Source organism: Actinomadura oligospora ATCC 43269 (genome assembly GCF_000518265.1).
GTDB classification, from domain to species: Bacteria; Actinomycetota; Actinomycetes; order Streptosporangiales; family Streptosporangiaceae; genus Spirillospora; species Spirillospora oligospora.
Genome location: NZ_JADG01000003.1, coordinates 20280 through 46202, shown reverse-complemented (window position 1 = coordinate 46202; position 25923 = coordinate 20280). Strand labels below are relative to the sequence as shown.

The window sequence follows — 25923 nt, the reverse complement described above, 5'->3', positions numbered from 1 at the left end:
ATCCTGGAGAGGAGCCGCATGAGCGTCGTGGAGAGCCGAGGGGGACACACTCGGGAGGCGAACCGTCCACCGGGACGGGACGGGCTGCTCGGCCGGCTCGGCGGATGGGCCGCGGGGCACGCGCGGCTCGTCCTGCTGGCCTGGGTGATCCTGGTCGCCGTCCTCGGAGCGTTCGCGCCCAAGGTCAACTCGGCGCTGTCCGGGGCGGGCTGGCAGGCGGACGGATCGGCCTCGGTCCAGGTCCGCGAGCTGGCCGAGAAGCACTTCGGCGGCAACGCCTCCAGCGCCCTCCAGGTCACCATCAAGGCCGACAGGCCGGTCACCGACCCCGCCGTCGCGGCCATCGTCGACAAGGCCGTCACCACGCTGGACGCCGACTCCCGCGTCGGGCAGATCGTCCGGCCCCAGCCGGGGGCCACGGTCAGCCAGGACGGCAGGACCGCGATGATCCTCGCGGGCGCGGCGGCCGACCCCAACGAGATGGTCCGCGCCGCCGACGACCTCAAGGACCCGCTCGCCGGGCTGTCGGCGGACGGCGTCCAGGTGCGCGCCACCGGCGCCTCGGTGCTGTGGAGCGACTTCAACAAGGCCAACCACGACGCGATGATGAAGTCCGAGATGCTGTCGTGGCCGGTGACCATGGCCATCCTCGTGCTGGCGTTCGGCTCGCTCGTCGCCGCCGGGCTGCCGCTGCTGCTCACCCTCGCCGGACTCGCCGCCTCGGCGGGCTCGCTGGTGCTGCTGACCGAGCTGACCCCGATCTCCATCTGGGCGATGAACTTCGCGATGATGTTCGCGCTCGCGCTCGGCATCGACTACGCGCTGTTCCTGGTGATGCGGTTCCGGGACGCCCTCCAGCGGTCCGGGCCCGTCCGCGCGGTGGTCGAGACGATGGACACCGCGGGCAAGGCCGTCCTGCTGTCCGGGGTGACCGTGCTGGTCAGCCTGTCGGCCGTGATGCTCGTGCCGTCCCCCGCCTTCCGCTCCATGGCGGGCGGGATCATGCTCGCCGTCGTGTTCGTCCTGGCCGCGACGCTGACGCTGCTGCCCGCCGTCCTCGGGATGCTCGGCAGGAGGATCGACCTCGGGACGCCGCCGTGGGCCCGCCGCAAGGACGGGGCGAAGGCCCGGCCCAACCGGTTCGAGGCGTGGGGACGCCTGCTGTGGCGCCGCCCGGCCCTGTTCGGCGCGGTCGCGACCGTGCTGCTGGTCGCGCTCGCGATCCCGGTCTTCGGCCTGCGCACTGCGATGCCGTCGATCACCGTCGTCCCCGAGGACGCGTCGGCCCGCATGGGCTACTCGGCCGTCCAGGAGGCGTTCGGAAAGGGCGCGCCCGGCGCGCTCCAGATCATCACGCCGCAGGCCGAGGCCGAGGCCGCCTCGTCGGTGCTGCGCAACGACCCCGGCATCCGGGCCGTCATGCCCGCCGCCCCGTCCGCGGACGGCTCCGGGCTGTCGCTCGTCCAGGCCGTCCCGAACGTGGACCCGTCCGACCCGGCCCTCGCCGGGACCGTGGACCGGCTCCGCGCCGACCTGCCGGACAAGGCCCTGGTCGGCGGCGCGGCCGTGGAGAACCTGGACCTGAAGGACCTGCTGGACTCCAAGACCCCGCTGGCGCTCGGCACTGTCGTCGGCCTCGGGTTCGTCCTGCTGCTGTTCGCGCTGCGGGCGCCGCTGATCGCCGCGCTCGGCGCGCTGACCAGCCTGCTGTCCACCGCCGCCGCGTTCGGCGCGGCCCGGCTGGTGTTCCAGGACGGGCACGGATCGGGCCTGCTGGGCTTCACCCCGCAGGGCTTCCTGGACGGCTGGGCCCCGGTGTTCTTCTTCGCCATGATCTTCGCGATCGCGATGGACTACACCGTGTTCCTGCTGGCCACGGCCAAGGAGGAGTGGGAACGGACCGGCGACCCGAAGCAGGCCGCCGTCGGCGCGCTCGCGCGCTCCGGCCGGGTGATCTTCGCGGCGGCCGGGGTGATGGTCGCGGTGTTCTTCACCTTCGCGCTGTCCGGGCCGCTGCCGCCGAAGGAGATGGGCGTCATCCTGGGCGTCGCCGTCCTGCTGGACGCGCTGCTCGTCCGGCTGGTGCTGCTCCCGGTGCTGCTGCGCGCGACCGGGCGGGCCGCCTGGTGGTGCCCGCGGTGGCTGAACCGGCTGCTGCCCGACGTCAGGTTCTCCCATGACTGAGCCCGAGGCCGTCCCGGAGAATGAGACGCCCGCCACGAAAGCGGTCCGACCGTATACCCCCGTGGGTACCATGGAGTCGCCGCTCAGCTCGACAGGGAGGTCAGCGATGAAGGTCGACGAGAACGCGCAGGGCGCGGTCCTCAACCGGCTCCGCCGCGCTCAGGGCCAGCTCGCCGGCGTGATCGCCATGATCGAGGCCGGCCGCGACTGCAAGGACGTCGTCACGCAGCTCGCCGCCGTCGCCCGGGCCCTGGACCGGGCCGGGTTCAAGATCGTCGCGAGTGGGATGCGCCAGTGCATGGTCGCCGCCGAGGAGGGCGCCCCGCCGATGAGCGAGGAGGAACTGGAGAAGATGTTCCTCACCCTCGCCTGACCGGCGCGGAGCCTCTCCACCTCAAGGGCGCTTCACCCGGCCTCCGCCAGGAGCCGGGCGAAGCGCCCTTTCGGCGCGCCGACGATCCGGTGCGTGACAGAACTGTCACGCAGCGTGCCCATAGAGTGTCTGCCCAAGAATCGATCCCAGGGAGGGATCGAGCGCAGAACGGGAGTCATCTCTATGAGCAAGACCCTCGCCGCCGGTGCGGCCACCGCAGTCCTGGGAATCCTGCTGAGCGCGTCACCGGCCCAGGCCGCGTCGCTCACGAACCACGTCGGCGCCGCGCGGGACGCCGCCCCGTGCGGCTTCGCCCCCGCCCCGCTTCCCCTGCCCATCCCGCTTCCCATCCCGCTCCCCATCCCCGGGCCGCCGATGGGGCCGATGGGGCCGATGGGCTGCGCCCCCATGGCGCCGACCGCCCCCTTCCCGATGGGCGGGTGACCATGCCGGCATGAAGGGCGCCGAACGACGCCGGCCCGGCCGACACGCGGGGCGTGTCGACCGGGCCGCAGGCGCACTCGGGTCGTCAGTCGGTCAGGCGGCGGAGGAAGTCGCGGATCAGCGCGGCGCTCTGCCCGGTCCGGGTGACGAACGGGAAGTGGCCGGTGTCGAGCAGCTGGATGTGCGCGTCCTTCAGGTCGCGGGCGAAGGCGAGCGCCCCGTCCGGGCCGAAGATCTCGTCACCGCGACCCCACACCGCCAGCAGCGGCGGCTGCCGCGTGCGCAGGTACTCCTGCCAGGACGGGTAGAGCGGCGGGTTGCCGCCGTAGTCCAGGAACAGCGCGAGCTGGATCTCCTGGTTGCCCGGACGGTCCAGGAGCGCCTGGTCGTGCAGCTCGTAGGCCGGGTCGACCAGCGACGCGTCCGGAAGGCCGTGCGTGTACTGCCAGTGGGTGGCCTCGCGGGTGAGCAGGCCGCGCAGCGCGTCACCGTTCTCCGCCGACGGGTCGGCCCAGTAGGCGCGGATCGGCTCCCAGAACGGGGTCAGGCCCTCGTCGTAGGCGTTGCCGTTCTGCGTGACGATCCCGGTGATGCGCTCGGGGTGCCGGGTCGCCAGCCGGAAGCCGACCGGCGCGCCGTAGTCGTGGACGTGGATCGCGTACCGGGTCAGGCCCAGCTCGTCGAGCAGCCTGCCCACCACGTCGGCCAGGTGGTCGAAGGTGTACTCCCACTCGTCCACCGAGGGGGCCGAGCTGAGGCCGAAGCCCGGGTAGTCCGGCGCGATCAGGTGGAACTCGCCCGCCAGCTCGTTCATCAGCCCCTGGTACACGACCGAGGACGTCGGGAAGCCGTGCAGCAGCACCAGCGTGGGCGCGGACGGGTCGCCCGCCTCCCGGTAGAACACGTCGAGCCCGTCGATCCGGACCGTCTTGTGGCGCACGTTCGCCATGGTCTCTCTCCAACCATCTAAAGGCGTTTAGCCGGTTGCCGATGGAAGGAACGTACTCCGGACACGATCAACCGGTCAAGTCCACTTAGCCGGTTGATAGGATGAGGGCATGCCACGACCACTCACCGGAGAACCCCTGGCGCTCGACCTCGTCGACACGATCTGGATCGACCAGGGGCAGGACTTCGACCAGTTCGACGAGCCGGACGGCCTGGAGAGCTGGCTGACCGAGCACGCCCTCCCCGTCCCGCCCGAGGGCCCCGAGGTCGTCCGCGCCCACCTCACGACCGCGCGCGACGCCGTCCGCACCGCCCTGGAGCAGGGGGACGAACGACCGCTCAACGCCGTCCTCGCGCACGGTTCGCGACGCCCGCTGCTACGCGACGGCGAGCCCGCCGCCGAGGTCGTCGTCGACGACCCCGCCTGGACGCCCGCCTGGATCGCCGCCGCCGACCTCGTCCGCCTCCTCGGCGAACGCCGCGAACGCGTCCGCAAGTGCGCGAACCCCGCCTGCGTCCTATGGTTCTACGACCTCACCAAGAACGGCTCGCGCCGCTGGTGCTCCATGGCCGTCTGCGGAAACCGCACCAAGACCGCCCGCTTCCAGCAAAGCCACCGCCGCCCCTGACACGCGCGGCGACACCATCACCCTAAGCAAGGACATCGGTGCTTTGCGTGAGAGGATCTGCAGAGCCAGAACACTCGAACGTGAGCAGGAGCAGACATGGCGGAGCGCCAGAACGGCACCGTGAAGTGGTTCAACGACGAGAAGGGCTACGGCTTCATCAGCCCGGAGTCCGGCCCGGACCTGTTCGTCCACTTCCGCGCCATCGAGACGAGCGGCTTCAAGTCCCTGAAGGAGGGGCAGGCGGTGACCTTCGAGGCCGTCCAGGGCCAGAAGGGAATGCAGGCGGACAAGGTCCGGGTCGAGGAGTAGCGGGCCCTTCCCCCGGGGGCTCGCGCCCGCGGTGTTCGCGGTGGGCGTGAGCCCTGACCTGGCGGGTCCCGGCCGGGTGAGTGGATGATCAGCCGATGAGGAACTTCCGCTTCGGGTTCAACTTCTTCGACATCCGCTCACGCGAGGACTTCGTGGACCAGTGCCGCCGGGGCGAGCGGTACGGGTTCGACGTCGCGCTCGTGCCCGACCACCTCGGCTCGCCCGCGCCGTTCCCGACGATGGTCGCGGCGGCGGACGCGACCGAGCGGCTGCGGGTCGGCTCGCTCGTGCTGAACGTCCCGTTCTGGAACGCGCACCTGCTGGCCCGCGAGGTCGCCTCGGTCGACCGCCTCACCGGCGGACGGCTCGAGCTCGGGCTCGGCGCGGGCCACATGAAGTGGGAGTTCGACGAGGCGGGCATCCCGTGGGAGGGCTTCGGGGCGCGGGCCCGGCGGATGGAAGAGACCATCGCCGAGCTGAAGCGGCTGTTCGCGGCGGACGGGTACGAGCAGCGGGCCGCGACCGAGGAGCGGTTCGGCCTGGACGCCCTGAAGCCCGTCCAGCACATCGGGTTCGGCGGCCATGGCCCGCCGCTGCTGGTCGGGGGGACCGGCGACCGCGTGCTCCGCGTCGCCGCCGCGCACGCCGACATCGTCGCGGTCGCCGGGACCTACCAGGTGCCCGGCGCGCCGCCCGGGACGTTCCGGCTCGGCAGCGCCGCGGAGGCCGCGGGCCGGGTCGCCTTCGTCCGGGAGCAGGCGGGCGACCGCTTCTCCGGCCTCGAGCTGAACGTCCTCGTCCAGCACGTGCAGGTCACCGCCGACCGGCGCGGCGTCCTGACGGAGATGGCGACCAGGTTCCAGCCGCACCTCACCCTGGACGAGGTGCTCGACACCCCGTTCCTGCTGGTCGGGACGGAGCGGCAGATCGCCGACCAGATCCGGGAGTCGCGCGAGCGCTACGGCTTCACCAACGTCACCGTCCACGCGCCCTTCATGGACACCCTCGGCCCGGTCCTCGAACACCTCGCCTAGCCGCCCCTGATAGTCAATTTGTTGATTAGGTGCGTGTGCTAGCCTGCGGGCACGTGGTCGGACTCGATTTGAGCAGGGGTGAGGCATGCATCCGTTCCGGAAGGCCGCCGAGGCGCACGACATGGCCGCCATGGAGGCGCTGCTCGCCGACGACGTGGTGTTCACCAGCCCGGTCGTGTTCAAGCCCTACACCGGCAAGCCGATCACGATGGCGATCCTGCGCGGCGTGCTGCGCGTGTTCGAGGACCTCCGGTACGTCCGGGAGATCTCCGATCCGGACGGCCGCGACCACGCGTTCGTGTTCCGCACGACCGTCGGCGGGCGCGAGGTGCACGGCTGCGACTTCGTCCACGTCCGCGAGGACGGGCTGATCGACGAGCTCACCGTCATGGTGCGTCCGCTGTCCGGCGCGAACGCGCTGGCCGAGGCCATGGGCGCGCAGTTCGAGCGGATCGAGCGCGAGGCGCTCGGCGGCTGAGGCCGGGCGCCCCGCGCGTCCCGCGCCGCTCAGCAGGCGCCCTGGTCGGCCCAGACTCCGGCCGGGCCTCCCGGGACGTCGGCGTAGGTCCACCACTTGGCCTGCCATGTGTGGGTCTGGTAGCTCACGACGGCGCCCCCGTTGTAGGCCGTCGTGGCGTTCCACGCCGGGGCGGTGCAGGTCCCGGGCGGCGGACTGGTCGGCGGGGTCGTCGGCGGTGAGGTGGGCGGGGTCGCGCCCGCGAACGCGGCGGTGAACCTGGTGAAGTCCCATGCTCCCTGCGCGACGCTGCTGCACGTCCCGGACGTCCGGCCGTTGTTGTCGGGCGGGACGCACTGGCGGTCGCGGTTCACCGACCAGAACGTGAAGCGGCTCAGGTGGTGGCTCGTCGCGTAGTTCAGGACGGCCTGGAAGTCGGCCTGGGAGAAGTACTCGCCGGAGTCCGAGCGGCCGTTCATGCCGGAGAACCCCTCGTGCTGGTAGGCGGTGGCGCCGTCCCAGCCGAAGGTGCTCATGAGCAGCGAGTGGAAGTTCTCCAGCGCCGAGATCTGCGACGACGATCCGCTGAAACCGCCGTCGAACTGCATGATCGCGTAGTTGTCCGGCGTGAAGCCGAGGCCCTTGGCCGTGTTCAGCATCTGCGTGCCGAACCAGCCGGTGCCCGAGGCCGTCCCGGCGGTCGTCACCGACACGTACAACCCGGGGTTGTTCCGCTGGAGGATCTGCGCCGCACCCAGCTCGTTGGAGACGGCGGCGCTGTTCTCGTACTCGGGCTCCTCGAGGTCGAAGTCGATGGCCTTGAGCGAGTACTTGCTGATGACCTGCTGGTATGCGGCGGCCGTGGCGGCGGCGCCCGAGCAGACCTGGCCGAGCTTGGTGCCGTTGTAGCCGCCGATCGAGATCGACACGTCGCCCCCGGCCGCCCGGACGGTGTTGATGACCGCGCCGACCGCCGTGTCGGACGAGACGGGCGCGGTGCCGTCCCACGCCGGTGAGCAGGAGTTCCCCGAGGCGAGGATGAAGGCCAGCTCGAAGGACTTCTGCGAGGTCGCCGCCATGACCTGGGACAGGTCGGGCGGGGCGTTGTCCAGCGGCATCACGTAGGGCGCGGCCCCGTACCAGTTGCGGGTGACGTCGGCCCGCGCGGCGCCGGGACGCAGCGCGACCGCCAGGGCCACGGCGAGGACGGCGACCGCGAGGGCCGCGAGCGCGCGGAGGATCCCGGCGCGCCGGGACGATGCGCCGGACGGGGTTGTCGGAGCCATCGGGGGAGCCTCCTTCGAGGACGGGCGAGCGCTCCCCCGGCGGCGCAGCATTTAAGAAGGTTTCCTATTGATACGCCCGCGGCCCGGGCTTGTCACCCGTCCCCCGGGCCGTCCGGCGTGGCCCGAAGCGGACAGGTCCGCGACACCAAGATCATGGAACTCCCTCGCGGCGGCGGGACGGCCGGTAGCGTGGCGTCCGGAATGTGCCTTCGCCGCCCGCCCGACCGGAGTCCCGATGAGTAGCAGCGACGCCATCGCCGACATTCACAACACGCCGTCGTCGGCGCGCCTGTACGGCATGTCGCTCGGCGGCAAGGACTGGTACGAGGTGGACCGCCGGTTCGCCCTCCAGTCACTCCCCCACTTCCCGGGGATCGTGGACATCGCCCGCGACAACCGCCTGTTCCTGTACCGGCTGGTCCGCCACCTGGCGGCCGAGGCGGGGATCCGGCAGTTCCTCGACATGGGCTGCGGGCTGCCGACCAACAACAACGTCCACCAGGTCGCGGCCGAGTTCGGGCCGGGCTCGCGCGTCGTCTACGTCGACAACGACCCGACCGTGCTCAGCTACGGCCGCGCGCTGATGGCGGAGGACGACACGACCGCGTTCGTCGCCGCCGATTTCCGCGACCAGGACCGCATCCTGTCCGACCCGGGCGTGAAGCGGCTGATCGACTTCGGCGAGCCGGTCGCGGTCCTGTGGCTGTCGGTCGGCCACCACCTCCTGGACGACATGGACCCGCGCGGCCTGCTGCGGCACATCGTGGACGACGTCGCCGTCCCCGGCTCCCACCTGGCGTTCACCCAGATCGTCACCGCGGACGCGGCGATCCGCGCCGCGATGGACGAGCAGGCCAACACGAACGGCATGCCGTGGCGGACGCGCTCTCCCGGTGAGGTGGACGAACTGCTGTCCGGGCTGACGCCGGTGGAGCCGGGCCTGGTCAACATCAAGGACTGGCGCCCGGACCCGTCCCAGCCGCCGCTGCCGCCCGTCCCGGCCGACCTGGAGCGGTTCCTCGGCGCGTCCGCCCACTTCCCCGGCCACGAGTACGGCGGCCTCCTCCGCAAGGACGCCTGACCGCTCACCCGGGCCGGACGATCAGCTCCGACCACCCGAGGAAGGTGCTCGACGTCCGCCGGCGCGGCTCGGGACCGGCGAGCGCCAGCTCCGGGAACCGTGTGAACAGGCGCGTCAGGGTCTCGGCCGTCTCGAGCCGGGCCAGCGCCGCGCCCAGGCAGTAGTGGTGGCCGCCGCCGAACGCCAGGTGCGGCCCGGGGGCGCGGGAGAGGTCCAGCCGGTCGGGATCGGCGAACCGGCGCGGATCGCGGTTGGCGGCGTCGATCCGGACGATCACGCGCGACCCCGCCGGGACGCGCACGCCGTCCAGCTCGTGGTCGGTGAGCGCGACGCGTCCCGCGAGCCGGACGGGCGGCTCGGCGCGCAACAGCTCCTCGACGGCGCGCGCCGGGTCGGCGTGCAGGTGGGCGATATGACCGGGGTCGCCCAGCAGGGCGTGCGCGCCGTTGCCGATGAGGTTCGCGGTCGTCTCGTGCCCGGCCGCGAGCAGCAGGACGCAGGTGGCGAGCAGCTCTTCGAGGCTCAGCTCGTCCGTCCTCACCAGGGCGCTGACGAAGTCGTCGCCGGGGTCACGGCGACGCTCCACCAGCAGCGGCAGCAGGAACATCATGACCTCGTCGGACGCCTCCACTCCGCGCTCGACGTCCTCCCTGGTCGGGGCGACCTCCAGCATCCGGACGAGCCCCGGCGTCTGGTCGCGGAAGACCCGCGCGCCCTCCGCGCCGACGTCCAGGAGTTCGGCGATGACGGCGAGCGGGACCAGGTGGGCGGCCTCGGTCATCAGGTCCGCCCGGTTCCCGTCGGCGAACAGGCCGTCCAGGACGGCGTCGGCGATGGCGGCGACGCGCGTCCGCAGCCGCCCGACCGCGCGCGGGGTGAACGCGGGGCTGAGCAGGCGGCGCAGCCGGGTGTGGTCGGGCGGGTCCAGGAACAGGAGCACGCCGGGCGGCACGTCGAGGGGCCGCCCGGTGATCCGGCGCGGGTCGCTGCTCCAGCCGGGTTCGCGCAGCACCCGCGCGGCCTCGTCGAAGCCGGAGACGACGAACGCGTCGAGCGCCTCGTCCCGGACGACCCTCGCGCCCGACGAAGCCGTCGCGTCGGACGAGGCCGTCGCCTCAGGCGAAGCCGTCGTTTCAGGCGAGGCTGCGGCCTGCATGATGCTCCTTCCAGAACGCCTGGTCGAGCTCGCCGTACGGCGTCGCGGGCGGGCCGCCGCGGTCCCATTCGGCGCAGATGTCCAGCCAGGGACCGGTGGCGTTCAGTTCGCCGAGGACGGCGTTCATGCCCAGCTCGATGCGCATGAGCAGCATGAACTCGGGCGGCAGGCTCAGCTTCCGGACGAGCGGCCCGTACCGTCCGCTCGGCGAGTACGCGCTCGCGATCGTGGCCGCCGTCCGCTCCGGGGTGAAGGTGAACGGCTGCGGCTCGACCAGCGAGTTCAGGGACGTCCGGAACCAGGCGACCACCTCGGCCGGGTCGAGGTTCCCGTCGCCCGCCGGCAGGAACCCGGTGTCGCGCATCACGGCGGCGAACCCGTCGGCGTCGTCGTCCACGGCGGCGGTCACCATCGCGCAGATCTCGGCGACCTGCCGCGGGGTGAAGCGCTTGACGCAGCCGAAGTCGAGGAAGGTGACGGTGCCGTCCTCGTGGAACAGGTAGTTGCCGGGATGCGGGTCGGCGTTGAACAGCCCGACCCGGCGCAGCGAGCCGATCGTGAAGCGGTAGAGCGCCTCGGCCCACCGGTCGCGCAGCGCGGGCTCGGCGGTGAGGGCCTTCTGCCAGCGCATCCCGTCCGACAGCTCCATCGTCAGGACGCGGTCGGCGCACAGCTCCGGAACGATCTCGGGCACGCGGATGAACGGGTGTCCCCGGTAGATCCCGGCGAACTCGGCCTGGCTGGCGGCCTCGGCGCGGTAGTCCAGCTCCGCGCCGATGCGTTCGGACACCTCGTGGGCGAGGCCGCGCAGGTCCATGCGGGTCAGGGCGGGGGCCATCGAGCGCGCCAGGCCGAAGAAGCCGACGAGCAGCTCGGTGTTCGCCAGGTCGGCGCGGATGGCCTCCGCCACGCCCGGGTACTGCACCTTCACCGCGACGCGGCGTCCCTCCTGGAGCGTCGCCGCGTGCACCTGCCCGATGGACGCGGCGGCGAGCGGCTCGCGGTCGAACTCGGCGAACAGCTCCTCCGGCGGCGCGCCCAGTTCGGCGGTGACCACCGCGGCGGCGTCCGCGTAGGGCATCGGGGGCGCGTCGTCCTGGAGCCGGGCGAGGGCGGCGCGGTAGATCGGCGCGTACTGGCCGTCCACGGCGGGGGTGAAGCTGACGAACGACAGCAGCTGCCCGGCCTTCATCAGGACGCCCTTGGACCGGCCGAGCCGCTGCGCGTACCGCTCGGCGACACGTTCGTGGAACCCGGTGTCGCGGCGTCCGCGCAGGGACGCGACGATCGCCTCCCCCGCCGTCCGGCTCGCGGCGCCCAGCAGCGGCGCGGCCCGGGACACCCGGCCGCGCCGCACGACATGGGACCAGCCTTGTTCGGTCATCGATGAGCCCCCGTAAGTGGACACTGTCTACTCCTCAGTGTTTACTTAGGAGATGACGTCGTCAACCCCGACCCGGGACCGGATCCTCGACGCGGCCATGCGGCTGTTCGGCGAGCAGGGCTACCGCGGCACGAGCGTCGCGCAGATCGAGCGGGCCGCCGGGCTGACCCCCGGCGCGGGCGGCCTCTACCACCACTTCCGCACCAAGGAGGAACTGCTCCGGGCGGGCATCGAGCGCAACCTGAGCCGGCTGGACGCCCTGCGCGACATCCGCCGGGTGCTCGGTGGCCTCGGCGACCTGCGCGCCGAGCTGACGCTGAGCGCGCGCTACGTGCTGGCCGAGCTGGACGGCGAGGAGGAGCTGCTGCGCATCATGCTGACCGAGGCGCGCAGCCGTCCGGAGATCGTCGAGGACGCGGTCCGCCAGCTGGTGAACACGACGTTCACCGAGTTCACCGCCTGGCTCCGGGACAGCGCCGGCGTCCCCGGGGAGCGCGCCGCCGCCGTCGCGTCGGTCGGGCTCGGGGCCCTGTTCTCGTCCCGCGTCATGAGCGGCCTGCTGAAGGTCTCCTCGGTCGGCGTGGACGACGAGACGTTCGTCGCCACCTGGGTCGAGATGATGCACGGCATGCTGACCCCGGACGAGAACAGGCCCCCGACCGGCCGGGGCTGACGCCGGGCCGGGCGAGGTTCGGGTGTCAGGCGTAGTGGCGGTAGACGGCCTGGGCGACGAGCGCGGGCTTGTCGCTCCGGTCGGTCTCCATCGTGAAGTCGAGCGTCATCTCGACGCCGTCGCCCTTCACCTCGGTCACGTCGGCGACGACGCCGCGCAGCCGGATCCTCGCGCCGACCGGGACCGGCGCCGGGAAGCGCACCTTGTTCAGCCCGTAGTTGACGCTCATGTTGACGCCGTCGATCGTCAGCAGCTCGCCGAACAGCGGGATGAGCAGGGCGAGGGTGAGGTAGCCGTGCGCGATCGTGCCGCCGAACGGGCCGTCCGCCGCGCGCGCCGGATCGGTGTGGATCCACTGGTGGTCGCCGGTGGCGTCGGCGAAGGTGTTCACCCGGTCCTGGGCGATCTCGGTCCAGGCGGTGTGGCCGAGGTCGGTTCCGCGCAGCGCGAGGAGTCCGGCGAGGCCGTGGGCGACGGTGGTGTCGGGGCCGGTGGCGGGGGCGGTGTCGGAGCTCATGCTGGGTCCTTTCCGAGGTGGGCGAGCAGGGCCCGCTTGATGATCTTGCCGGTGGGGTTGCGGGGCAGGCCCGCGGCGAGGACGACCGACTTCGGCACCTTGTAGCCGGCGAGGTGTTCGCGCAGGAAGGCGAGGATCTCCGCCTCGCCCGGGGACGTGCCCGGGCGCGGGACGACGACGGCCCGGCCGACCTGGCCCCAGCGCTCGTCGGGGACGCCGACGACGGCGCACTCGGCCACGTCCGGATGCCGGGCGAGCACGGCCTCGACCTCGGCGGGGTAGACGTTCTCCCCGCCCGAGATGATCACGTCCTTGATCCGGTCCACGATGGCGACGTGGCCGTCCTCGTCGGCGGTCGCGACGTCGCCGGAGTGGAACCAGCCCCCGGCCAGCACGCGCGCGGTCTCGTCGGGACGGCCCCAGTAGCCGCGCATCACCGTGGGGCCGGAGACGAGGATCTCGCCCTTCTCCCCCGGCGGGACGTCCCGTCCGGCGGGGTCCACGATCCGGACGCCGGTGAAGAAGTGCGGGACGCCCGCCGTGCCCGCCTTACGTGTCGCGTCGGCCTTGTCCAGGAACAGGACGCCCGGGGACGCCTCGGTCATGCCGTAGCCCTGGCTGAACGCGAGCCCGCGCTCCCGGTAGACGCCGATGGTGCCGAGCGGCACGGGCGCGCCGCCGCAGTTGAGCTGACGCAGGCTGGTGAGGTCGGCGGACGGCCAGCCGGGGTGCGCGGCCATCGCGTCGAACATGACCGGCACGCCGAACATGTACGTGACGCGGTGCGCCTCGATCTCTGCGAGCGCCCGCCCCGGGTCGAACGCGGACATCAGCACGACCGTCCCGCCCTTGAGCAGCGTCGGCAGGCAGGTCATGTTCAGCGCCCCGGCGTGGAACAGCGGAGCGGCGACAAGGGTCGTCTCATCCCCGGCCAGGTCGACGTCCACCAGGACGTTGACGCTGTTCCAGGTGATGTTGCCGTGGGTGAGGACGGCGCCCTTGGCCCGTCCGGTGGTCCCCGACGTGTACATGATCAGGCACGGGTCGTCCAGGCTCACCGGGGTGTCGAGCGGCTCTGCGGACGCCCCGGCCAGCAGGTCCTCGTAACCGAGGACGCCTTCTCCGTCCGGACCGGCGAGCGCGATCCGGTGCCGGACGGACCCGGCGGCCCCGGCGGCGGCCTCCGCCTGCTCGGGGGCGTGGACGAGCACACCGCTGCCCGAGTCGGTCAGGTTGTGCTCCAGTTCCGGGACCGCCAGGCGCGTGTTCAGCGGGACGAAGACCGCGCCGAGCGCGCCCGCCGCGAACAGCGTCTCCAGGAAGGCGGGGTGGTTCGGGCCGAGGAACGCGACCCGGTCGCCCTGCCGCACGCCCAAGCCGCGTAGCGCGTTCGCCAGGCGGCACACGCGTTCGTGCAGCTCACCGTAGGTGCGCCGGGTCTCCTCATGGACGATCGCGATCCGATCCGGGGTCTTGCGGGCGCGGCGGGCCGTCCACGAGCCGATGCCCTGGTCTCGCATGGCGCTACACCTCCTCAGGGGCGGCGAGCCCGAGCAGCCGCGCCGCGTTCGTCTTGAGGATCTTCCGCCGCACCCCGGGTTTGATGTCCAGCCCCTCGAAGTCGCGCAGCCACCGGTCCGGGGTGATCACCGGATGGTCGGACCCGAACAGCACCTTGTCCTGCAGCAGCGAGTTCGCGTACCGGACGAGCTGCGGCGGGAAGTACTTCGGCGACCAGCCCGACAGGTCGATGTGCACGTGCTCCTTGTGGAGCGCCACCGCGAGCGCCTCGTCCTGCCAGGGGAAGGACGGATGCGCCAGGACGATCCGGAGCCCGGGGAAGCCCGCCGCCACGTCGTCCACGAGCATGGGGTTCGACGGCGCGAGCCGGATGCCCCCTCCGCCCGGCACGTCAGCGCCGATGCCGGTCTGCCCGGTGTGGAAGAGGGCGGGGACGCCCAGCTCCTCGATGGCCTCGTACAGCGGGTAGGCCATCCGGTCGTTCGGGTGGAATCCCTGGAGGCTCGGGTGGAACTTGAAGCCGCGCGCGCCGTGCTCCTCGACCAGCCGCCGCGCGGCGCGGACGGCCGCCTTCCCGCGCCAGGGGTCGAGGCTCGCGAACGGGATGAGCGTGCCCGGGTGCCGCGCGCAGCCCTCCGCGACCTCCTCGTTCGGGATCGGCGGGTGCCCGGTCGCGTGCTCGGCGTCCACGGTGAACACCACGGCCGCCATGTTCCGCTCGCGGTAGTACGCGGCCGTCTCGTCGATGGCCGGCTGCCGGTGCCCCTGCGCGCCGAAGTACTTCTCGGACGCCTCCATCAGGTACGGCGGCAGCGACGGATGCCCGGACGAGGAGACCTCCGCGTGCGTGTGCACGTCGATCGCGACGATCTCGTCGAGGTTCACACCGGCCGCTCCCACGCCGTTGGGCTCCACACCATCATCACTCACATCGGCCGGGTTCACATCGGCGGGGCTCACGCGTTCGGGTCCTTCGGTGCGGGGATGCCGACGGTCTGCGCCGCGGCGCCGACGCCGGTCGGCCAGGCGGTGGCGATGTCGTCGGCCGTCCAGCCCCCGGTCCGGTAGGCGACGGCGACCTCCTGCGGGTGCGACCAGAGCGAGAGCCGGTCGCCGCCGATGCCGATGGCCTGGCCTGTCACCCCCGCGGACGCGTCGGACGCCAGGAACACCGGCAGGGCCGCGACGTCCTCGGGCAGCCCGAACCCCTCGGCGGCGCGCAGCCACGCCGGGAACGGCTCGCCGCGCTCCTCCCACGCCTCGATGTGCGGCGCGAACGCCGGGATGGTCTTGGTCATCGCCGTCGCGGCGACCGGGACGACCGCGTTCACGGTGATCCCGGCCTTGGCCAGTTCCATCGCCCAGGTGCGGACCATGCCGACGATCGCGGCCTTCGCCGCCGAGTAGTTGGTCTGGCCGAAGTTCCCGCGCTGTCCGGCGGGCGACCCGACGACGATGATCCGTCCGCCCTCGCCCTGGTCGCGCATCCGCCGGACGGCGGCCCGCACGCAGGTGAACGTGCCGCGCAGGTGGACGTCGAGCACCGCGTCGAAGTCCTCGTCGGACATCTTCCAGAGCACCCGGTCGCGCAGGATGCCCGCGTTGGTGACCAGGGCGTCCAGTCGCCCGAACGCGGTGACCGCGCGGTCCGCGAGCGGCTCGGCGACCTCGGCGGGCCCGACCGCGCCGGGCTCGGCGACCGCGCGCCCGCCCGCCGCCTCGATCTCCCCGGCCACCCGCCCGGCCGCCTCGGCGTCGACGTCGTTGACGACGACGGCGGCCCCGGCCGCGCCGAGCGCGAGCGCGTAGGCGCGGCCGAGCCCGCTCCCCGCCCCCGTGACGATGACCGTCCTGCCGTTCAGGTCCACAGCGTCCTCCCTTCGCGGCGAGGGCGCCCGCCCCCGCCGTGTCCTCCTGCGCGCCCCGGACGGGGCGCGGCAGGAGCCAGGGAAGCCGGTCCCGGCGAACTACGTCAATAGCGTTGACATAAGCGCCCGGAGGGGGCCTCACGCGGACGGGACGATGGGGCCGAGCCAGGTGCCGCCGGAGACGTCGATGGTCTGGCCGGTGATGTAGCGGGCGTCCGGTCCGGCGAGGAACCCCACGACGTCCGACACGTCCTCGGGCTCGCCGAGGCGGCCGAGCGCGGTGATCGACGCCAGCCCGGCGGCGGCCTCGGGGATCGCGAAGTACCCGGCGGTCATGTCGGTGCGGATCGCGCCGGGCGCGACGGTGTTCACCGTGATGCCGCGCCGTCCGAGGTCGTTGGCGAGGGTGGGCGTCAGGGACTCGAGGGCGGCCTTGGTGAGGGTGTAGCCGATCTGCACCGACACGGCCATCCGGCTGGCGACCGAGCCCATGTTGATGATCCGGCCGCCGTCGTTCAGCAGCGGCGTCGCGCGCTGGGTCACGAAGAACGGCGCGGAGACGTTCACCTTCAGCAGCCGGTCGAGCTCGTCCGGGGTGAGCGCCGCGGCGGGGCTGGCCGAGGCGATGCCCGCGTTGTTGACCAGGATGTCCAGGCCGCGTCCGTCCAGTTCGCGGACGAGCGCGTCGAACAGGCGGTCCACCGCGCCGTCCTCGCCGAACCGGGCCTGGATCGCGACCGCCGAGCCGCCCGCCTTCTCGATGTCGGCGACCGTCCGCTTCGCCGCGTCCGCGTCGCTGCCGTAGTGGACGGCCACGAACGCGCCCTCCGCGGCCAGCCGCAGCGCGACCGCCCGGCCGATCCCCCGCGAGCCGCCGGTCACCAGCGCCACCTTGCCGTCGAGCTTGCCCTGCGACGTGTCCACTGCCGTCTCCTTCTCGGCGGCCGGTCCTCGGTGCGGACCGGCGATGAGGAGACAGTGCCGGGCGGCGCTCACCGCCTCCTCACCGCGCGCTCACCGCGCTCGCCGGTCAGCCCGCCCTGTACACCGCCTCGCCGCCGACGTAGGTGGCCAGGACGCGGGCCTCGGCGATCTCCTCCGGCGGGCCGGTGAGGATGTCGCGGTCCAGGACCACCAGGTCGGCGAGGTTGCCGACGCGCAGGCTGCCCGCGTCGTCCTGGCCGTTGACGTGCGCGGATCCGGCGGTGTAGGCGGCGAGCGCGGTCACCGGGTCGAGGCGCTGCTCGGGCAGGAAGACGCGGTCGTCGCGGGTCCCCGGCTCCTTGCGGTTGACGGCGACGTGGATGCCCGCGAGCGGGTTCGGGCTGCTCACCGGCCAGTCGCTCCCGGCGGCGAGCGTCGCGCCCGCGCGCAGCAGGTCGCCGAACGGGTACTGCCACGCGGCGCGCTCGGGGCCGAGGAACGGGATGGTCAGCTCGTCCATCTGCGGCTCGTGCGCGGCCCAGAGCGGCTGCATGTTGGCGATCGCGCCGAGCCGGGCGAACCGCGCCACGTCATCGGGGTGGACGACCTGGAGGTGCGCCAGGTGGTGCCGGGTGCCGCGGTGGCCGTTGGCGGTCCGCGCGGCCTCGACCGCGTCCAGCGCCTCCCGGACGGCCCGGTCCCCCAGCGCGTGGAAGTGCACCTGGAAGCCCAGCGCGTCCAGCTCGGTCACGTGGCCGCGCAGCGCCAGGGGGTCGACGAAGCTGAGCCCGGAGTTGTCGGTCGCGCAGCCGCAGGCGTCCAGGTACGGGCCGGTCATCGCGGCGGTGAAGTTCTCCGCGACGCCGTCCTGCATGATCTTCACGGTGTCCGCGCGGAACCGGCCGTGGCGCAGCCGCGCCCGCGCCTCGACCAGTTCGGGGATCTGCTCCGCGCCGCGCTCGCGCTCCCACCACAGCGCGCCGTTGACCCGCGCGGTGAGGCTTCCGTCCCGCGCGGCGGCCAGGTACGCCTCGTCGTTCCCGGCGAAGCCGCCGAACGAGCCGACCGCCGCGTCCTGCCAGCCGGTGATGCCGAGCGAGTGCAGCAGCTCCTGCGCGCGCAGGAGCCCGGCGAGGGTCTCGGCGGGCGTCCGCGCGGGGACGAGCCGTCCGACCAGTTCCGTCGCGCCCTCCTGGAGGACGCCGCTGGGCGTGCCGTCGGCCTCGCGCTCGATCCGCCCGTCGGACGGATCGGGCGTCTCGGCGGTGAGCCCGGCGAGCTCCAGCGCGCGGGTGTTGCACCAGGCGCCGTGGTGGTCGCGGTTGAGCAGGTACACGGGACGGTCGGGCACGACCGCGTCGAGCAGCCGCCGGTCGGGGAGCCCGCCCTCGAAGCTCTCCATCGACCAGCCGCCGCCGGTGATCCACGCGCGGTCCGGATGCGCGGCGGCGAACGCGCGGACGGCCTCGAGGTAGTCGGCCACCACGACCGTCCCGGTCAGGTCGCACTCGCCGAGTTCCACGCCGCCGCCGACCGCGTGGACGTGCGCGTCCACGAAGCCGGGGACCAGCAGCCTCCCGGCCAGGTCGACGACCTCGGTGCGCGGGCCGACCAGGTCGCGCACCTCGTCGTGCCCGACCGCGGCGATGCGCTCGCCCCGGACGGCCAGGGCGGTCGCTCGCGTGCGGGCCGCGTCCACCGTGTGGACGGGTCCGCCGAGAAAGACCAGATCGGCATGGGTCATGGGTGTCGCTCCCGTCGATGATGTCGATGTCGCGTCCGAACCGTGTGCCTGGCGGCCCGGACGGCAGCCAAGGCAAACCCGCCCGCCCTCGCAACGTCAATAACGTTGACGTAAAGTCCCCGGCATGAGCGAACGCGTCACCCCCGAGGACCGGCGCCGCCGCAGGCGGCCGACCAAGCAGGGCACCGTGCTGTCCGAGCGTCTCATCGTGGAGACCGCGCTGCGGCTGGTCGCCCGGCACGGCGCGGCGGCGCTGACCGTCCGGCGGCTCGGCGCGGCGCTCGGCGCCGACCCGAGCGCGCTGTACCGGTACTTCCACGACACCGACGACCTGCTGCTGGCCGTCGCGGACGAGCTGATCGGCCGCACCCAGGCGGGCTGGACGCCGAGCGGCGAATGGCGCGCCGACCTGCGCGAGATCGGGCTGCGGATCCACGCGTCCTACCAGGCGCACCCGCAGCTGGCGATGCTCGCGGCGCACCGCACGACCGGGCGCGACAACGAGATGCGCGCGGTGGAGGCGATCCTCGGCGTGCTGCGCTCGGCGGGGTTCCCCGACGCCGAGGCCGTCATCCTCTACCACGCGTTCATCGACCACGCGCTCGGCCTGGCCGCACTGGAGGCGGCGGCCATCGCGATGCCCCCGGCCGCGCGGGACGCCGACCTGAGGGTCTGGCGGGGGCGGTACGCCGGGCTCAGCCGGGAGACGCATCCGCACATCGCCGCGACCTCGCAGCTGCTCGCCGCCGACATGCGCCACAGCGTGTACCCCTTCACCCTCGATCTGCTCCTGGACGCCATGGAGGCCCGGCTTCCGGCGGCCCGCGCTTACGACAACACCATTGACGGATGACCGCGGGAGGACTCTGATGGCCGTCATGCAGCAGCTCAGCGCGTCCGGCGTCGAGCCCCCGCGGCCAGCGACGACGCGCGGACCTCCAGCCGGGCCCCGAACAGCCGGCCGTCCGGGCCGGGACGCCCCTCGATCGCGTCCACCAGCAGCTCGACCCCGGCCCGCGCGCTCTCGACGGGCAGGTAGCCGAGCGTGCTCATCCCCGGGTCGGTGTAGGCGGCGGCCGGGTCCTCGGTCGCGCACACCACCAGCAGATCGTCCGGCACCGACCGGCCGAGTCTGCGCAGGGCGTCGAGCAGCAGCGGCGGGCTGACCTCGGTCAGCACGAGCAGCGCGTCCGGCGACCCGGCGGCTGAGGCCGGGCCCGAGGCTGAGGCTGAGGCGGAGAAGACGGTCTCGACCGCGGCGAGCACGTGCGCCGGGCCGGGCGCGTCGGTCGCGACGCTGACCGGGACCCTGCCGTTCTGGGCGCACCACCGGCCGTAGGCCTCCCCGGAGCGTTCGAAGAAGCAGGACGTCGACCGGGCGGTGACCAGGGCGATCCGTTCCGCGCCCTGCTCGCGCAGGTGGTCCAGGACGTCGAGCGTCGCGCGTTCGTAGTCGAAGTCGAGCCACCGGGCGGGCCGCGTGCCCGCGGTTCCGTCGCCGCTCGTTCCTCCGGCCTCGCGCGCTCGGGCCGCGGCCTCCTCCAGGGCGCGGCGGTCGCTCACGACCGGGACGCCCGCCGACAGGAAGTCGGCGACCAGCGGGTCGCCCGCGACCGGGTCGATGACGAACACGCCGTCCAGGGGCATGTCCAGCCAGCAGTCGTCGGGCGCGGCGGTCGGCAGCAGCACCACGCCGTAGCCGTGCTCCAGCGCCGTCCGGGTGACCGCGGTCGTCAGCTGGGAGAAGTACGCGAGCTCCGCGTAGACCCACGGGGAGCACACGTACTCGCGGGCGGCCAGGCCCAGCAGCCGGGTCCGCCCGGCGCGCAGCCTGCGGGCCGTGGCGTTGGGCCGGTAGCCGAGGCCGCGCGCGACCTCGCGGACGTGCTCGCGCGTGGCGGCGGGCAGGCGGCCGGTGCCGTTCAGCGCGTCGGAGACCGTCGTCTTGGACACTCCGGCGACGCGCGCGACGTCCACCAGCCGGACCCTGGGCGAGGGTGAGGTCATGCCCGGATCCTAGCCCGGCCATGTCCCGGTTCACCCCCGCTTCACCTGTGCGGAATCGTTCCTTCAAAGTCTTGTGCAGGAACGTTCCTTCACCAATACTCACCAGCACTCTCCGGCCGGTCCCCGCGGCCGGACCGTCGTAAGGGGTCGTCCGATGCGCACCTCCCGTTCCCTGGCCGCGCTGGCGCTCGTCGCGCTCGTGGCCGCCGCCTGCGGCGGCAGTCCGAGACCCGTCGGTTCCGGCGCGTTCCAGATCTCCAAGGACACCCCGCCCGCCAAGGGCCCGGTCGACTCGGTCACCTGGTCGCTGTACGGCGAGCCGCAGTCGCTCGACTACGCCTACGCGTTCGACTACCCGCCGAACACCGTGCTCGCCAACGTCTGCGAGCAGTTGCAGCGCATCACCCCGGACCTGAAGATGCAGCCGGGCCTGGCGGTCGCCTCGTCCGCGCCCGACGCCAAGCGCTGGGTCTACACGATCCGTCCGGGAGTGAGGTTCCATGACGGGACGACGCTGACCGCCGACGACGTGGTCGCCAGCCTCCAGCGGCACCTGGACCCGAAGATCGGCTCGTACTGGATCTCGGCGTTCACGAACGTCGCGTCGGTGGAGAAGACCGGCCCGATGCAGGTCACCGTCCACCTGAAGAAGCCCGACCAGCTGTTCAACGAGGAGATGGGCACCTCGGCCGGGACGGTCGAGAGCGCCGCGACGCTCAACAGGGCCGGACGCTCCTACGGCACCCCCGACGGCGGCGTGAACTGCACCGGCCCCTACACGCTGGACAAGTGGCAGAAGGGCCAGTCGATCACCCTGAAGCGGTTCGACGGCTACTGGGACGCGTCCCTGAAGCCGAAGGCCGCCACCGTCAGGAACGTCTTCATCCAGGACCCGTCCACCCGCGTGAACTCCATGCTGTCCGGCGAGGTCGACGGCGGCTACCTGATCCCCATGTCCGGGTTCGCGAAGCTGCGCAACGCGCCCAACGGCAAGCTCTACTTCGGCCCCAACACCACCGCTGTCTCCCTCATCCCCACCAACCTCAAGGGGACCCTCGGCGACGTGCGGGTGCGCAAGGCGCTGTCCATGGCGCTCGACCGCCCGGGCATCATCAAGGCCGCGGCGGGGGGCGTGGCCACCCCGGCCAAGGCCCCCGGGGCGACCGGCGCCTGGGGCATCGCGCCGGAGGCGGCCAAGGGCTACTACGCCAAACTTCCCGAGCCCGCCCACGACGTCGCGGGCGCCAAACAGCTCGTCCAGCAGGCGGGCGCGACCGGAAAGAAGCTCGTGATGACGACGAGCACGGTCGCTCCGGAGATCGGCGTCATCGCCAACGCCGTCCAGGCCGCCGCACGGTCCATCGGGCTGAACGTCGAACTGCGGTCGGTCGCGCCGGACGCCTACAGCGCCCTGTTCTCCGACCCCAAGGCCCGGTCCGGCGTGGACCTGATGATGACGACCTGGTACGACTCCACGCCCGACCCGCTGGAGTTCTACGGCATCCTGCAGACCGGCAACTTCTCCAACTACGGCGGCTACTCCAACCCCGCCTACGACAAGCTGGTCGACCAGGCCAACACCCAGCCGAACCCCGCCGCCCGCGCCGCCGTCGTCGCGCGGCTCCAGCAGATCGCCGTGGACGAGATGGTCTGGATCCCGCTCTACGAGGTCCCCCACAGCCTGTTCCTCAACCGGAAGGTGACGGGCGCGCCGACCGGGATCACCCAGCTCATGTACCCCTGGGCGGCGATGCTCGGATCGGCGGGCTGACGTGGCGTTCTTCCTGGTCAAAAGGCTCGCCGCGATGGTCGCGACACTGGTCGCGACCTCGCTGGCGGTCTTCGGCTCCCTCTACCTCGCGCCCGGCGACCCGGCGACGTTCCTGATGCGGGGACGTCCCGTCACGCCGGAGACGCTCGCCGCGATCCGCGCGCAGTACCACCTGGACGACCCCTTCGCCGTCCAGTACGCCAAGTGGCTCGGCGACGCGCTGACCGGTGACTTCGGCCGGTCGGTGCAGTTCCGGCAGGACGTCGGCGGGCTGATCGCGTCCCGGCTGCCGACCACGCTCTGGCTGGTCGCCTACGCGGCGCTGCTGATCCTGGTCGCGGGCCTGGCGCTCGGCGCGGTCGCCGCGCTCCGGCGCGGGGCGGCCGACCGGATCGTCCTGATCGGCACGGGCATGGCGACCGCGACGCCCGCGTTCGTCGCCGCGATCGGCCTGATCTCGGTGTTCTCGGTGAAGCTGCACTGGTTCCCCGCGTTCGGGAACGGCAGCGGGTTCGGGGGGCGGATCAGCCACCTGACGCTTCCGGCGATCGCCCTGGCGCTGACGTTCGCGGGCCTGCTGGCGCGCGTGACGCGCTCGGCGATGCTGGAGGAACTCGCCCGCGAGCACGTCGAGGTCGCCCGCTCACGCGGCGTTCCCGGCGCGACCGTCGTCCGCCGGCACGTGCTGCGCAACAGTCTCGGCCCGATCAGCACCGTCACCGGGACCGTCGTCGCCGGGCTGCTGGTCAGCACCTCGATCGTCGAGACCGCGTTCGGGCTGTCGGGCGTCGGGCAGCTGCTGGTGTCGTCGGTGACCGTCAAGGACTTCCCCGTGGTGCAGGCCGTGTCCCTGCTGGTCGTGTTCGCCTTCGTGGCCGCGAACCTGCTGGTCGACCTGCTCCAGCCCCTCATCGACCCCCGAGTGAAGGGAGCCGCCCGGTGACCGCCGTCCCCTTCCAGAAGCGCGCCCTGCTGCGCCGCCTGCACGGCGGCGACGCTCTGCAGACGGCAGCGCTGATCGTGCTGGTCCTCGTCGTCCTGGTGGCGGTGCTCGCCCCCTGGATCGCGCCATACGACCCGAACGGCCTGGACCTGTCGGCCGCGCTCGGCGGCGCGTCCGGCGACCATCTGCTCGGCACCGACGAATCCGGACGGGACGTGTTGTCCCGCCTGGTCTACGGAGCCCGCAGCGGGTTGCTCGGCCCGCTGGTCGTCGTCGCGGTGTCGACCGCGCTCGGCGCCCTCGTCGGCGTCGCCGCCGCGTGGTGCGGCGGCCTGGTGGACGCGGTGCTGTCGCGGGCGATGGACCTGGTGTTCGCCCTGCCCGGCCTGCTGCTGGCGATCGTGCTCGTCGCGGTGTTCGGGCCGGGCCTGACCGCGCCGACCGTCGCGATGAGCATCGCCTACGTCCCCTACGTCGGACGACTCGTGCGGAACGTGGCCGTCCAGGAGACGACGCGTCCCTACATCCAGTCGTACCGGGTGCAGGGATGGTCCGGCTGGACGATCTGCCTGCGCCACCTCGTGCCGAACATCGCGCCGCTGGTGCTGGCGCAGTCGGCGATGAACTTCGGGTACGCGCTGATGGACCTCGCCGCGCTCAGCTTCCTCGGGTTCGGCGTGCAGCCGCCCGCGGCCGACTGGGGCGCGATGATCAACAACGGCGCGAACGCGCTGCTCCAGGGCGCGGCGCTGCCCGCGCTCGCGCCCGGCGCGGCCATCGTGGTCGCGGTCGTGGCGTTCGGCATCGTCGGCGAGGGCGTCGCCGACCGCGTCGCGAAGCGGGAGGCGTGATGCCCGGGACGACGGGAGAGACGCTGCTGGAGATCGACGACCTCACCGTCCGGCTCGCCTCGGGAGCCGCCCGGCCCGTCCTCGACGGGGTGTCGCTGCGCGTGGCGCGGGGCGAGTCGGTCGGGCTGGTCGGCGAGTCCGGCTCCGGCAAGTCGGTGACCAGCCGGGCCGCGCTCGGACTGCTGCCCGCCGGGGCCACCGCCACCGGGACCGTCCGGGTGGCCGGGGACGACGTGCTAGCGATGCCGCCCGCGCGGCTGCGCGAGCTGCGCCGCCGCGAGGCCGCGATGGTGTTCCAGGACCCGCGCGCCTCGATCAACCCCGTCCGCCGCGTCGGCGACTTCGTCACCGAGGGCCTGCGCGCCGGGGGCACGCCCGCGCGCGCCGCGCGGAAGACGGCCGAGGAGCTGCTGGAGGCGGTCGGCATCCCCGACCCGCGCCGGGCGCTGCGCCGGTTCCCGCACGAGTTCTCCGGCGGCATGCTGCAGCGCGTCATGATCGCCGGGGCGCTCGCGGGCGGCCCGCGGCTGCTGCTCGCCGACGAGCCGACCACCGCTCTGGACGTCACCACCCAGGCCGAGGTCATCTCGATCCTCACCCGGCTCCAGGCCGAACGCGGCACGGGCCTGCTGTTCGTCACGCACGACCTGGACCTCGCCGCCGCCGTCTGCGACCGGATCTACGTCATGTACGCGGGCCGGATCGTGGAGGAGCAGACCGCGGACGGCCTGTTCGCGCGCCCCCGCCACCCGTACACGGCGGGCCTGCTGGCCGCGACGCCCCGGATGGGGTCCGCCGAGCCGCCGCGCGGCGTGCCGGGCCGTCCGGTGTCGCTCGCCGAGAACCCGGAGGGGTGCGCCTTCGCCGCCCGCTGCCGCCTCGCCGCGCCGGAGTGCGCCGCCGAGCGGCCCACCCTTCGCCCGGTGGACGGCGTGTCCGTCGCCTGTCTTCGCGCCGAGGAGCCGATCCATGACTGAACAGCCGGTTCTGGCCGTCGAGGGGCTGCGCAAGACGTTCGGCGACCACGCGGCCGTCGACGACGTGTCGTTCGCCGTCCCGCCGGGCGGCTCCCTGGCGATCGTCGGCGAGTCCGGATCGGGGAAGACCACGACCGCGCGGATGCTCGTCGGGCTGGAGCGGCCGTCCGCCGGACGCGTCCTGGTGGACGGCGCCGACCGCACCGCACCGCCGCGCGGGCGGACGGCCCGCCTCGCCCGCGCCCGCGCGATCCAGATGGTCTTCCAGGACCCGTACCTGTCGCTCGACCCGCGCGTGACCGTCGCCGACGCCGTCGAGGAGCCGCTGCGGCTGCACTTCGACCTGGACCCGGCCGCGCGCCGCGCCCGCCGGGACGAACTGCTCGACCGGGTCGGGCTCGGCGAACGCGAGGCGGCGGCGCTCCCCCGGCGGCTGTCGGGCGGGCAGCGGCAGCGCGTCGCGCTCGCCCGCGCGCTCGCCGTCGAGCCGAGGGCGCTGGTCCTGGACGAGGCGACGTCCGCGCTGGACGTGTCGATCCAGGCCCAGATCGTCGAGCTGCTGCGCGACCTGCGCGCCTCGCTCGGCGTCGCCTACGTGTTCGTCAGCCACGACCTGTCGCTGGTCCGGCACGTCGCCGACGACCTGCTCGTCCTGCGCCGGGGACGGACCGTCGAGGCGGGCCGGGCCGCGGCCGTGCTCGACGGGCCCCGGCACCCCTACACCCGGCTCCTGCTCGACTCGGTGCCCCGGCCCGGCTGGGACCCGGCCCGCATCGCCGCCGACCGCCGGGCCCTGGACTGACCGAGCCCTGGCCCCGGCCATCGCCGGCCGGGGCCAGGGC

The 25923-nt window shown here is 73.1% G+C and carries 26 protein-coding genes; 15 read left to right on the top strand and 11 right to left on the bottom strand.

Annotation, left to right across the window (positions count from 1 at the left end; genetic code table 11):
• The first annotated feature begins 18 nt into the window (after window positions 1–18).
• From P696_RS0100210 to P696_RS55495, 3 genes are all read left to right on the top strand, one after another.
• Window positions 19–2184 (top strand): MMPL family transporter, encoded by a 2166-nt coding sequence (locus P696_RS0100210; RefSeq protein ID WP_026410769.1) that lies wholly within the window; start codon window positions 19–21, stop codon window positions 2182–2184.
• 106 nt (window positions 2185–2290) lie between these two features.
• Window positions 2291–2557, top strand: a complete 267-nt coding sequence (locus P696_RS0100205) for a metal-sensitive transcriptional regulator (RefSeq protein WP_026410768.1) — start codon at window positions 2291–2293, stop codon at window positions 2555–2557.
• 183 nt (window positions 2558–2740) lie between these two features.
• Window positions 2741–3001, top strand: coding sequence for a hypothetical protein (locus P696_RS55495; protein ID WP_157429437.1), 261 nt, complete (start codon window positions 2741–2743; stop codon window positions 2999–3001).
• An 85-nt stretch (window positions 3002–3086) separates the two neighbouring features.
• On the opposite strand, the gene P696_RS0100195 is transcribed toward P696_RS55495, so the two are convergent.
• Window positions 3087–3950 carry an alpha/beta fold hydrolase gene (locus tag P696_RS0100195; protein WP_026410766.1) on the bottom strand — a complete coding sequence of 288 codons (864 nt, stop codon included), beginning with the start codon at window positions 3948–3950 and terminating at the stop codon, window positions 3087–3089.
• Between the two features lie 109 nt (window positions 3951–4059).
• On the opposite strand from P696_RS0100195, the gene P696_RS0100190 reads away from it, so the two are divergent.
• From P696_RS0100190 to P696_RS0100175, 4 genes are all read left to right on the top strand, one after another.
• Window positions 4060–4578 (top strand): CGNR zinc finger domain-containing protein, encoded by a 519-nt coding sequence (locus P696_RS0100190; RefSeq protein ID WP_026410765.1) that lies wholly within the window; start codon window positions 4060–4062, stop codon window positions 4576–4578.
• Window positions 4579–4674: 96 nt separating this feature from the next.
• Window positions 4675–4887 carry a cold-shock protein gene (locus tag P696_RS0100185; RefSeq protein ID WP_026410764.1) on the top strand — a complete coding sequence of 71 codons (213 nt, stop codon included), beginning with the start codon at window positions 4675–4677 and terminating at the stop codon, window positions 4885–4887.
• Between the two features lie 95 nt (window positions 4888–4982).
• The gene (locus tag P696_RS0100180) at window positions 4983–5921 is read left to right on the top strand and encodes a TIGR03621 family F420-dependent LLM class oxidoreductase (protein ID WP_026410763.1); all 939 of its coding nucleotides are present in this window, start codon (window positions 4983–4985) and stop codon (window positions 5919–5921) included.
• An 85-nt stretch (window positions 5922–6006) separates the two neighbouring features.
• A complete protein-coding gene (locus tag P696_RS0100175) occupies window positions 6007–6399 on the top strand; it encodes a nuclear transport factor 2 family protein (RefSeq protein ID WP_026410762.1) in 393 nt (130 codons plus the stop codon).
• A gap of 29 nt (window positions 6400–6428) precedes the next feature.
• On the opposite strand, the gene P696_RS0100170 is transcribed toward P696_RS0100175, so the two are convergent.
• The gene (locus P696_RS0100170; RefSeq protein WP_051466451.1) at window positions 6429–7664 is read right to left on the bottom strand and encodes a chitinase; all 1236 of its coding nucleotides are present in this window, start codon (window positions 7662–7664) and stop codon (window positions 6429–6431) included.
• A 235-nt stretch (window positions 7665–7899) separates the two neighbouring features.
• Here P696_RS0100170 and P696_RS0100165 point away from each other — a divergent pair, with 235 nt between their 5' ends.
• Complete coding sequence (locus tag P696_RS0100165; RefSeq protein ID WP_026410760.1) at window positions 7900–8745, top strand: SAM-dependent methyltransferase; 846 nt, start codon at window positions 7900–7902, stop codon at window positions 8743–8745.
• A gap of 4 nt (window positions 8746–8749) precedes the next feature.
• Here P696_RS0100165 and P696_RS42165 read toward each other — a convergent pair whose 3' ends face one another.
• Both P696_RS42165 and P696_RS0100155 read right to left on the bottom strand, forming a co-directional pair.
• Window positions 8750–9901, bottom strand: a complete 1152-nt coding sequence (locus tag P696_RS42165) for a cytochrome P450 (RefSeq protein WP_051466449.1) — start codon at window positions 9899–9901, stop codon at window positions 8750–8752.
• The gene (locus P696_RS0100155; protein WP_026410759.1) at window positions 9879–11285 is read right to left on the bottom strand and encodes an ABC1 kinase family protein; all 1407 of its coding nucleotides are present in this window, start codon (window positions 11283–11285) and stop codon (window positions 9879–9881) included. Before P696_RS0100155 ends, P696_RS42165 begins: the two co-directional genes overlap by 23 nt.
• 52 nt (window positions 11286–11337) lie before the next feature.
• Between P696_RS0100155 and P696_RS42160 the strand changes: the two genes are divergently transcribed.
• Entirely contained in the window at window positions 11338–11958 is a 621-nt protein-coding gene (locus tag P696_RS42160; protein ID WP_051466445.1) for a TetR/AcrR family transcriptional regulator, read from the top strand.
• A 25-nt stretch (window positions 11959–11983) separates the two neighbouring features.
• Here the strand turns inward: P696_RS42160 and P696_RS42155 are convergent, their stop codons facing one another.
• The 6 genes from P696_RS42155 to P696_RS0100120 form a co-directional block, all read right to left on the bottom strand.
• The gene (locus P696_RS42155; protein ID WP_051466443.1) at window positions 11984–12475 is read right to left on the bottom strand and encodes a MaoC family dehydratase; all 492 of its coding nucleotides are present in this window, start codon (window positions 12473–12475) and stop codon (window positions 11984–11986) included.
• The gene (locus P696_RS0100140) at window positions 12472–13995 is read right to left on the bottom strand and encodes an acyl-CoA synthetase (protein WP_026410758.1); all 1524 of its coding nucleotides are present in this window, start codon (window positions 13993–13995) and stop codon (window positions 12472–12474) included. Before P696_RS0100140 ends, P696_RS42155 begins: the two co-directional genes overlap by 4 nt.
• Window positions 13996–13999: 4 nt before the next feature.
• Window positions 14000–14956, bottom strand: a complete 957-nt coding sequence (locus tag P696_RS0100135; RefSeq protein WP_281174895.1) for an amidohydrolase family protein — start codon at window positions 14954–14956, stop codon at window positions 14000–14002.
• Window positions 14953–15864, bottom strand: coding sequence for an SDR family oxidoreductase (locus tag P696_RS0100130; protein ID WP_026410756.1), 912 nt, complete (start codon window positions 15862–15864; stop codon window positions 14953–14955). The genes P696_RS0100135 and P696_RS0100130 overlap by 4 nt, the downstream gene beginning before the upstream one ends.
• A 138-nt stretch (window positions 15865–16002) precedes the next feature.
• Window positions 16003–16788, bottom strand: coding sequence for an SDR family NAD(P)-dependent oxidoreductase (locus tag P696_RS0100125; protein WP_034482658.1), 786 nt, complete (start codon window positions 16786–16788; stop codon window positions 16003–16005).
• A 106-nt stretch (window positions 16789–16894) separates the two neighbouring features.
• Window positions 16895–18532, bottom strand: coding sequence for an amidohydrolase (locus P696_RS0100120; RefSeq protein ID WP_026410754.1), 1638 nt, complete (start codon window positions 18530–18532; stop codon window positions 16895–16897).
• 124 nt (window positions 18533–18656) lie between these two features.
• On the opposite strand from P696_RS0100120, the gene P696_RS0100115 reads away from it, so the two are divergent.
• Window positions 18657–19385, top strand: coding sequence for a TetR/AcrR family transcriptional regulator (locus P696_RS0100115; RefSeq protein WP_026410753.1), 729 nt, complete (start codon window positions 18657–18659; stop codon window positions 19383–19385).
• 35 nt (window positions 19386–19420) lie between these two features.
• Here P696_RS0100115 and P696_RS0100110 read toward each other — a convergent pair whose 3' ends face one another.
• Complete coding sequence (locus P696_RS0100110) at window positions 19421–20539, bottom strand: LacI family DNA-binding transcriptional regulator (protein ID WP_026410752.1); 1119 nt, start codon at window positions 20537–20539, stop codon at window positions 19421–19423.
• 154 nt (window positions 20540–20693) lie between these two features.
• Here P696_RS0100110 and P696_RS0100105 point away from each other — a divergent pair, with 154 nt between their 5' ends.
• Genes P696_RS0100105 through P696_RS0100085 form a run of 5 tightly spaced genes read left to right on the top strand, consistent with a single transcriptional unit; the run spans window position 20694 to window position 25883 of the window.
• Window positions 20694–22310, top strand: coding sequence for an ABC transporter substrate-binding protein (locus tag P696_RS0100105; protein ID WP_026410751.1), 1617 nt, complete (start codon window positions 20694–20696; stop codon window positions 22308–22310).
• A 1-nt stretch (window position 22311) separates the two neighbouring features.
• Window positions 22312–23253 (top strand): ABC transporter permease, encoded by a 942-nt coding sequence (locus P696_RS0100100; RefSeq protein WP_026410750.1) that lies wholly within the window; start codon window positions 22312–22314, stop codon window positions 23251–23253.
• On the top strand, window positions 23250–24104 hold the full coding sequence (locus P696_RS57200) for an ABC transporter permease (RefSeq protein WP_026410749.1): 855 nt from the start codon (window positions 23250–23252) through the stop codon (window positions 24102–24104). Before P696_RS0100100 ends, P696_RS57200 begins: the two co-directional genes overlap by 4 nt.
• Complete coding sequence (locus tag P696_RS0100090) at window positions 24104–25081, top strand: ABC transporter ATP-binding protein (RefSeq protein WP_034482656.1); 978 nt, start codon at window positions 24104–24106, stop codon at window positions 25079–25081. The genes P696_RS57200 and P696_RS0100090 overlap by 1 nt, the downstream gene beginning before the upstream one ends.
• Window positions 25074–25883 carry an ABC transporter ATP-binding protein gene (locus P696_RS0100085; RefSeq protein WP_026410747.1) on the top strand — a complete coding sequence of 270 codons (810 nt, stop codon included), beginning with the start codon at window positions 25074–25076 and terminating at the stop codon, window positions 25881–25883. Before P696_RS0100090 ends, P696_RS0100085 begins: the two co-directional genes overlap by 8 nt.
• Window positions 25884–25923: the final 40 nt, after the last annotated feature.

Coding starts and splice junctions, on each gene's coding strand:
- P696_RS0100210 (WP_026410769.1), top strand. CDS start 19: ATGAGCGTCGTGGAGAGCCGAGGGGGACACACTCGGGAGGCGAACCGT.
- P696_RS0100205 (WP_026410768.1), top strand. CDS start 2,291: ATGAAGGTCGACGAGAACGCGCAGGGCGCGGTCCTCAACCGGCTCCGC.
- P696_RS55495 (WP_157429437.1), top strand. CDS start 2,741: ATGAGCAAGACCCTCGCCGCCGGTGCGGCCACCGCAGTCCTGGGAATC.
- P696_RS0100195 (WP_026410766.1), bottom strand. CDS start 3,950: ATGGCGAACGTGCGCCACAAGACGGTCCGGATCGACGGGCTCGACGTG.
- P696_RS0100190 (WP_026410765.1), top strand. CDS start 4,060: ATGCCACGACCACTCACCGGAGAACCCCTGGCGCTCGACCTCGTCGAC.
- P696_RS0100185 (WP_026410764.1), top strand. CDS start 4,675: ATGGCGGAGCGCCAGAACGGCACCGTGAAGTGGTTCAACGACGAGAAG.
- P696_RS0100180 (WP_026410763.1), top strand. CDS start 4,983: ATGAGGAACTTCCGCTTCGGGTTCAACTTCTTCGACATCCGCTCACGC.
- P696_RS0100175 (WP_026410762.1), top strand. CDS start 6,007: ATGCATCCGTTCCGGAAGGCCGCCGAGGCGCACGACATGGCCGCCATG.
- P696_RS0100170 (WP_051466451.1), bottom strand. CDS start 7,664: ATGGCTCCGACAACCCCGTCCGGCGCATCGTCCCGGCGCGCCGGGATC.
- P696_RS0100165 (WP_026410760.1), top strand. CDS start 7,900: ATGAGTAGCAGCGACGCCATCGCCGACATTCACAACACGCCGTCGTCG.
- P696_RS42165 (WP_051466449.1), bottom strand. CDS start 9,901: ATGCAGGCCGCAGCCTCGCCTGAAACGACGGCTTCGCCTGAGGCGACG.
- P696_RS0100155 (WP_026410759.1), bottom strand. CDS start 11,285: ATGACCGAACAAGGCTGGTCCCATGTCGTGCGGCGCGGCCGGGTGTCC.
- P696_RS42160 (WP_051466445.1), top strand. CDS start 11,338: ATGACGTCGTCAACCCCGACCCGGGACCGGATCCTCGACGCGGCCATG.
- P696_RS42155 (WP_051466443.1), bottom strand. CDS start 12,475: ATGAGCTCCGACACCGCCCCCGCCACCGGCCCCGACACCACCGTCGCC.
- P696_RS0100140 (WP_026410758.1), bottom strand. CDS start 13,995: ATGCGAGACCAGGGCATCGGCTCGTGGACGGCCCGCCGCGCCCGCAAG.
- P696_RS0100120 (WP_026410754.1), bottom strand. CDS start 18,532: ATGACCCATGCCGATCTGGTCTTTCTCGGCGGACCCGTCCACACGGTG.
- P696_RS0100115 (WP_026410753.1), top strand. CDS start 18,657: ATGAGCGAACGCGTCACCCCCGAGGACCGGCGCCGCCGCAGGCGGCCG.
- P696_RS0100110 (WP_026410752.1), bottom strand. CDS start 20,539: ATGACCTCACCCTCGCCCAGGGTCCGGCTGGTGGACGTCGCGCGCGTC.
- P696_RS0100105 (WP_026410751.1), top strand. CDS start 20,694: ATGCGCACCTCCCGTTCCCTGGCCGCGCTGGCGCTCGTCGCGCTCGTG.
- P696_RS0100090 (WP_034482656.1), top strand. CDS start 24,104: ATGCCCGGGACGACGGGAGAGACGCTGCTGGAGATCGACGACCTCACC.
- P696_RS0100085 (WP_026410747.1), top strand. CDS start 25,074: ATGACTGAACAGCCGGTTCTGGCCGTCGAGGGGCTGCGCAAGACGTTC.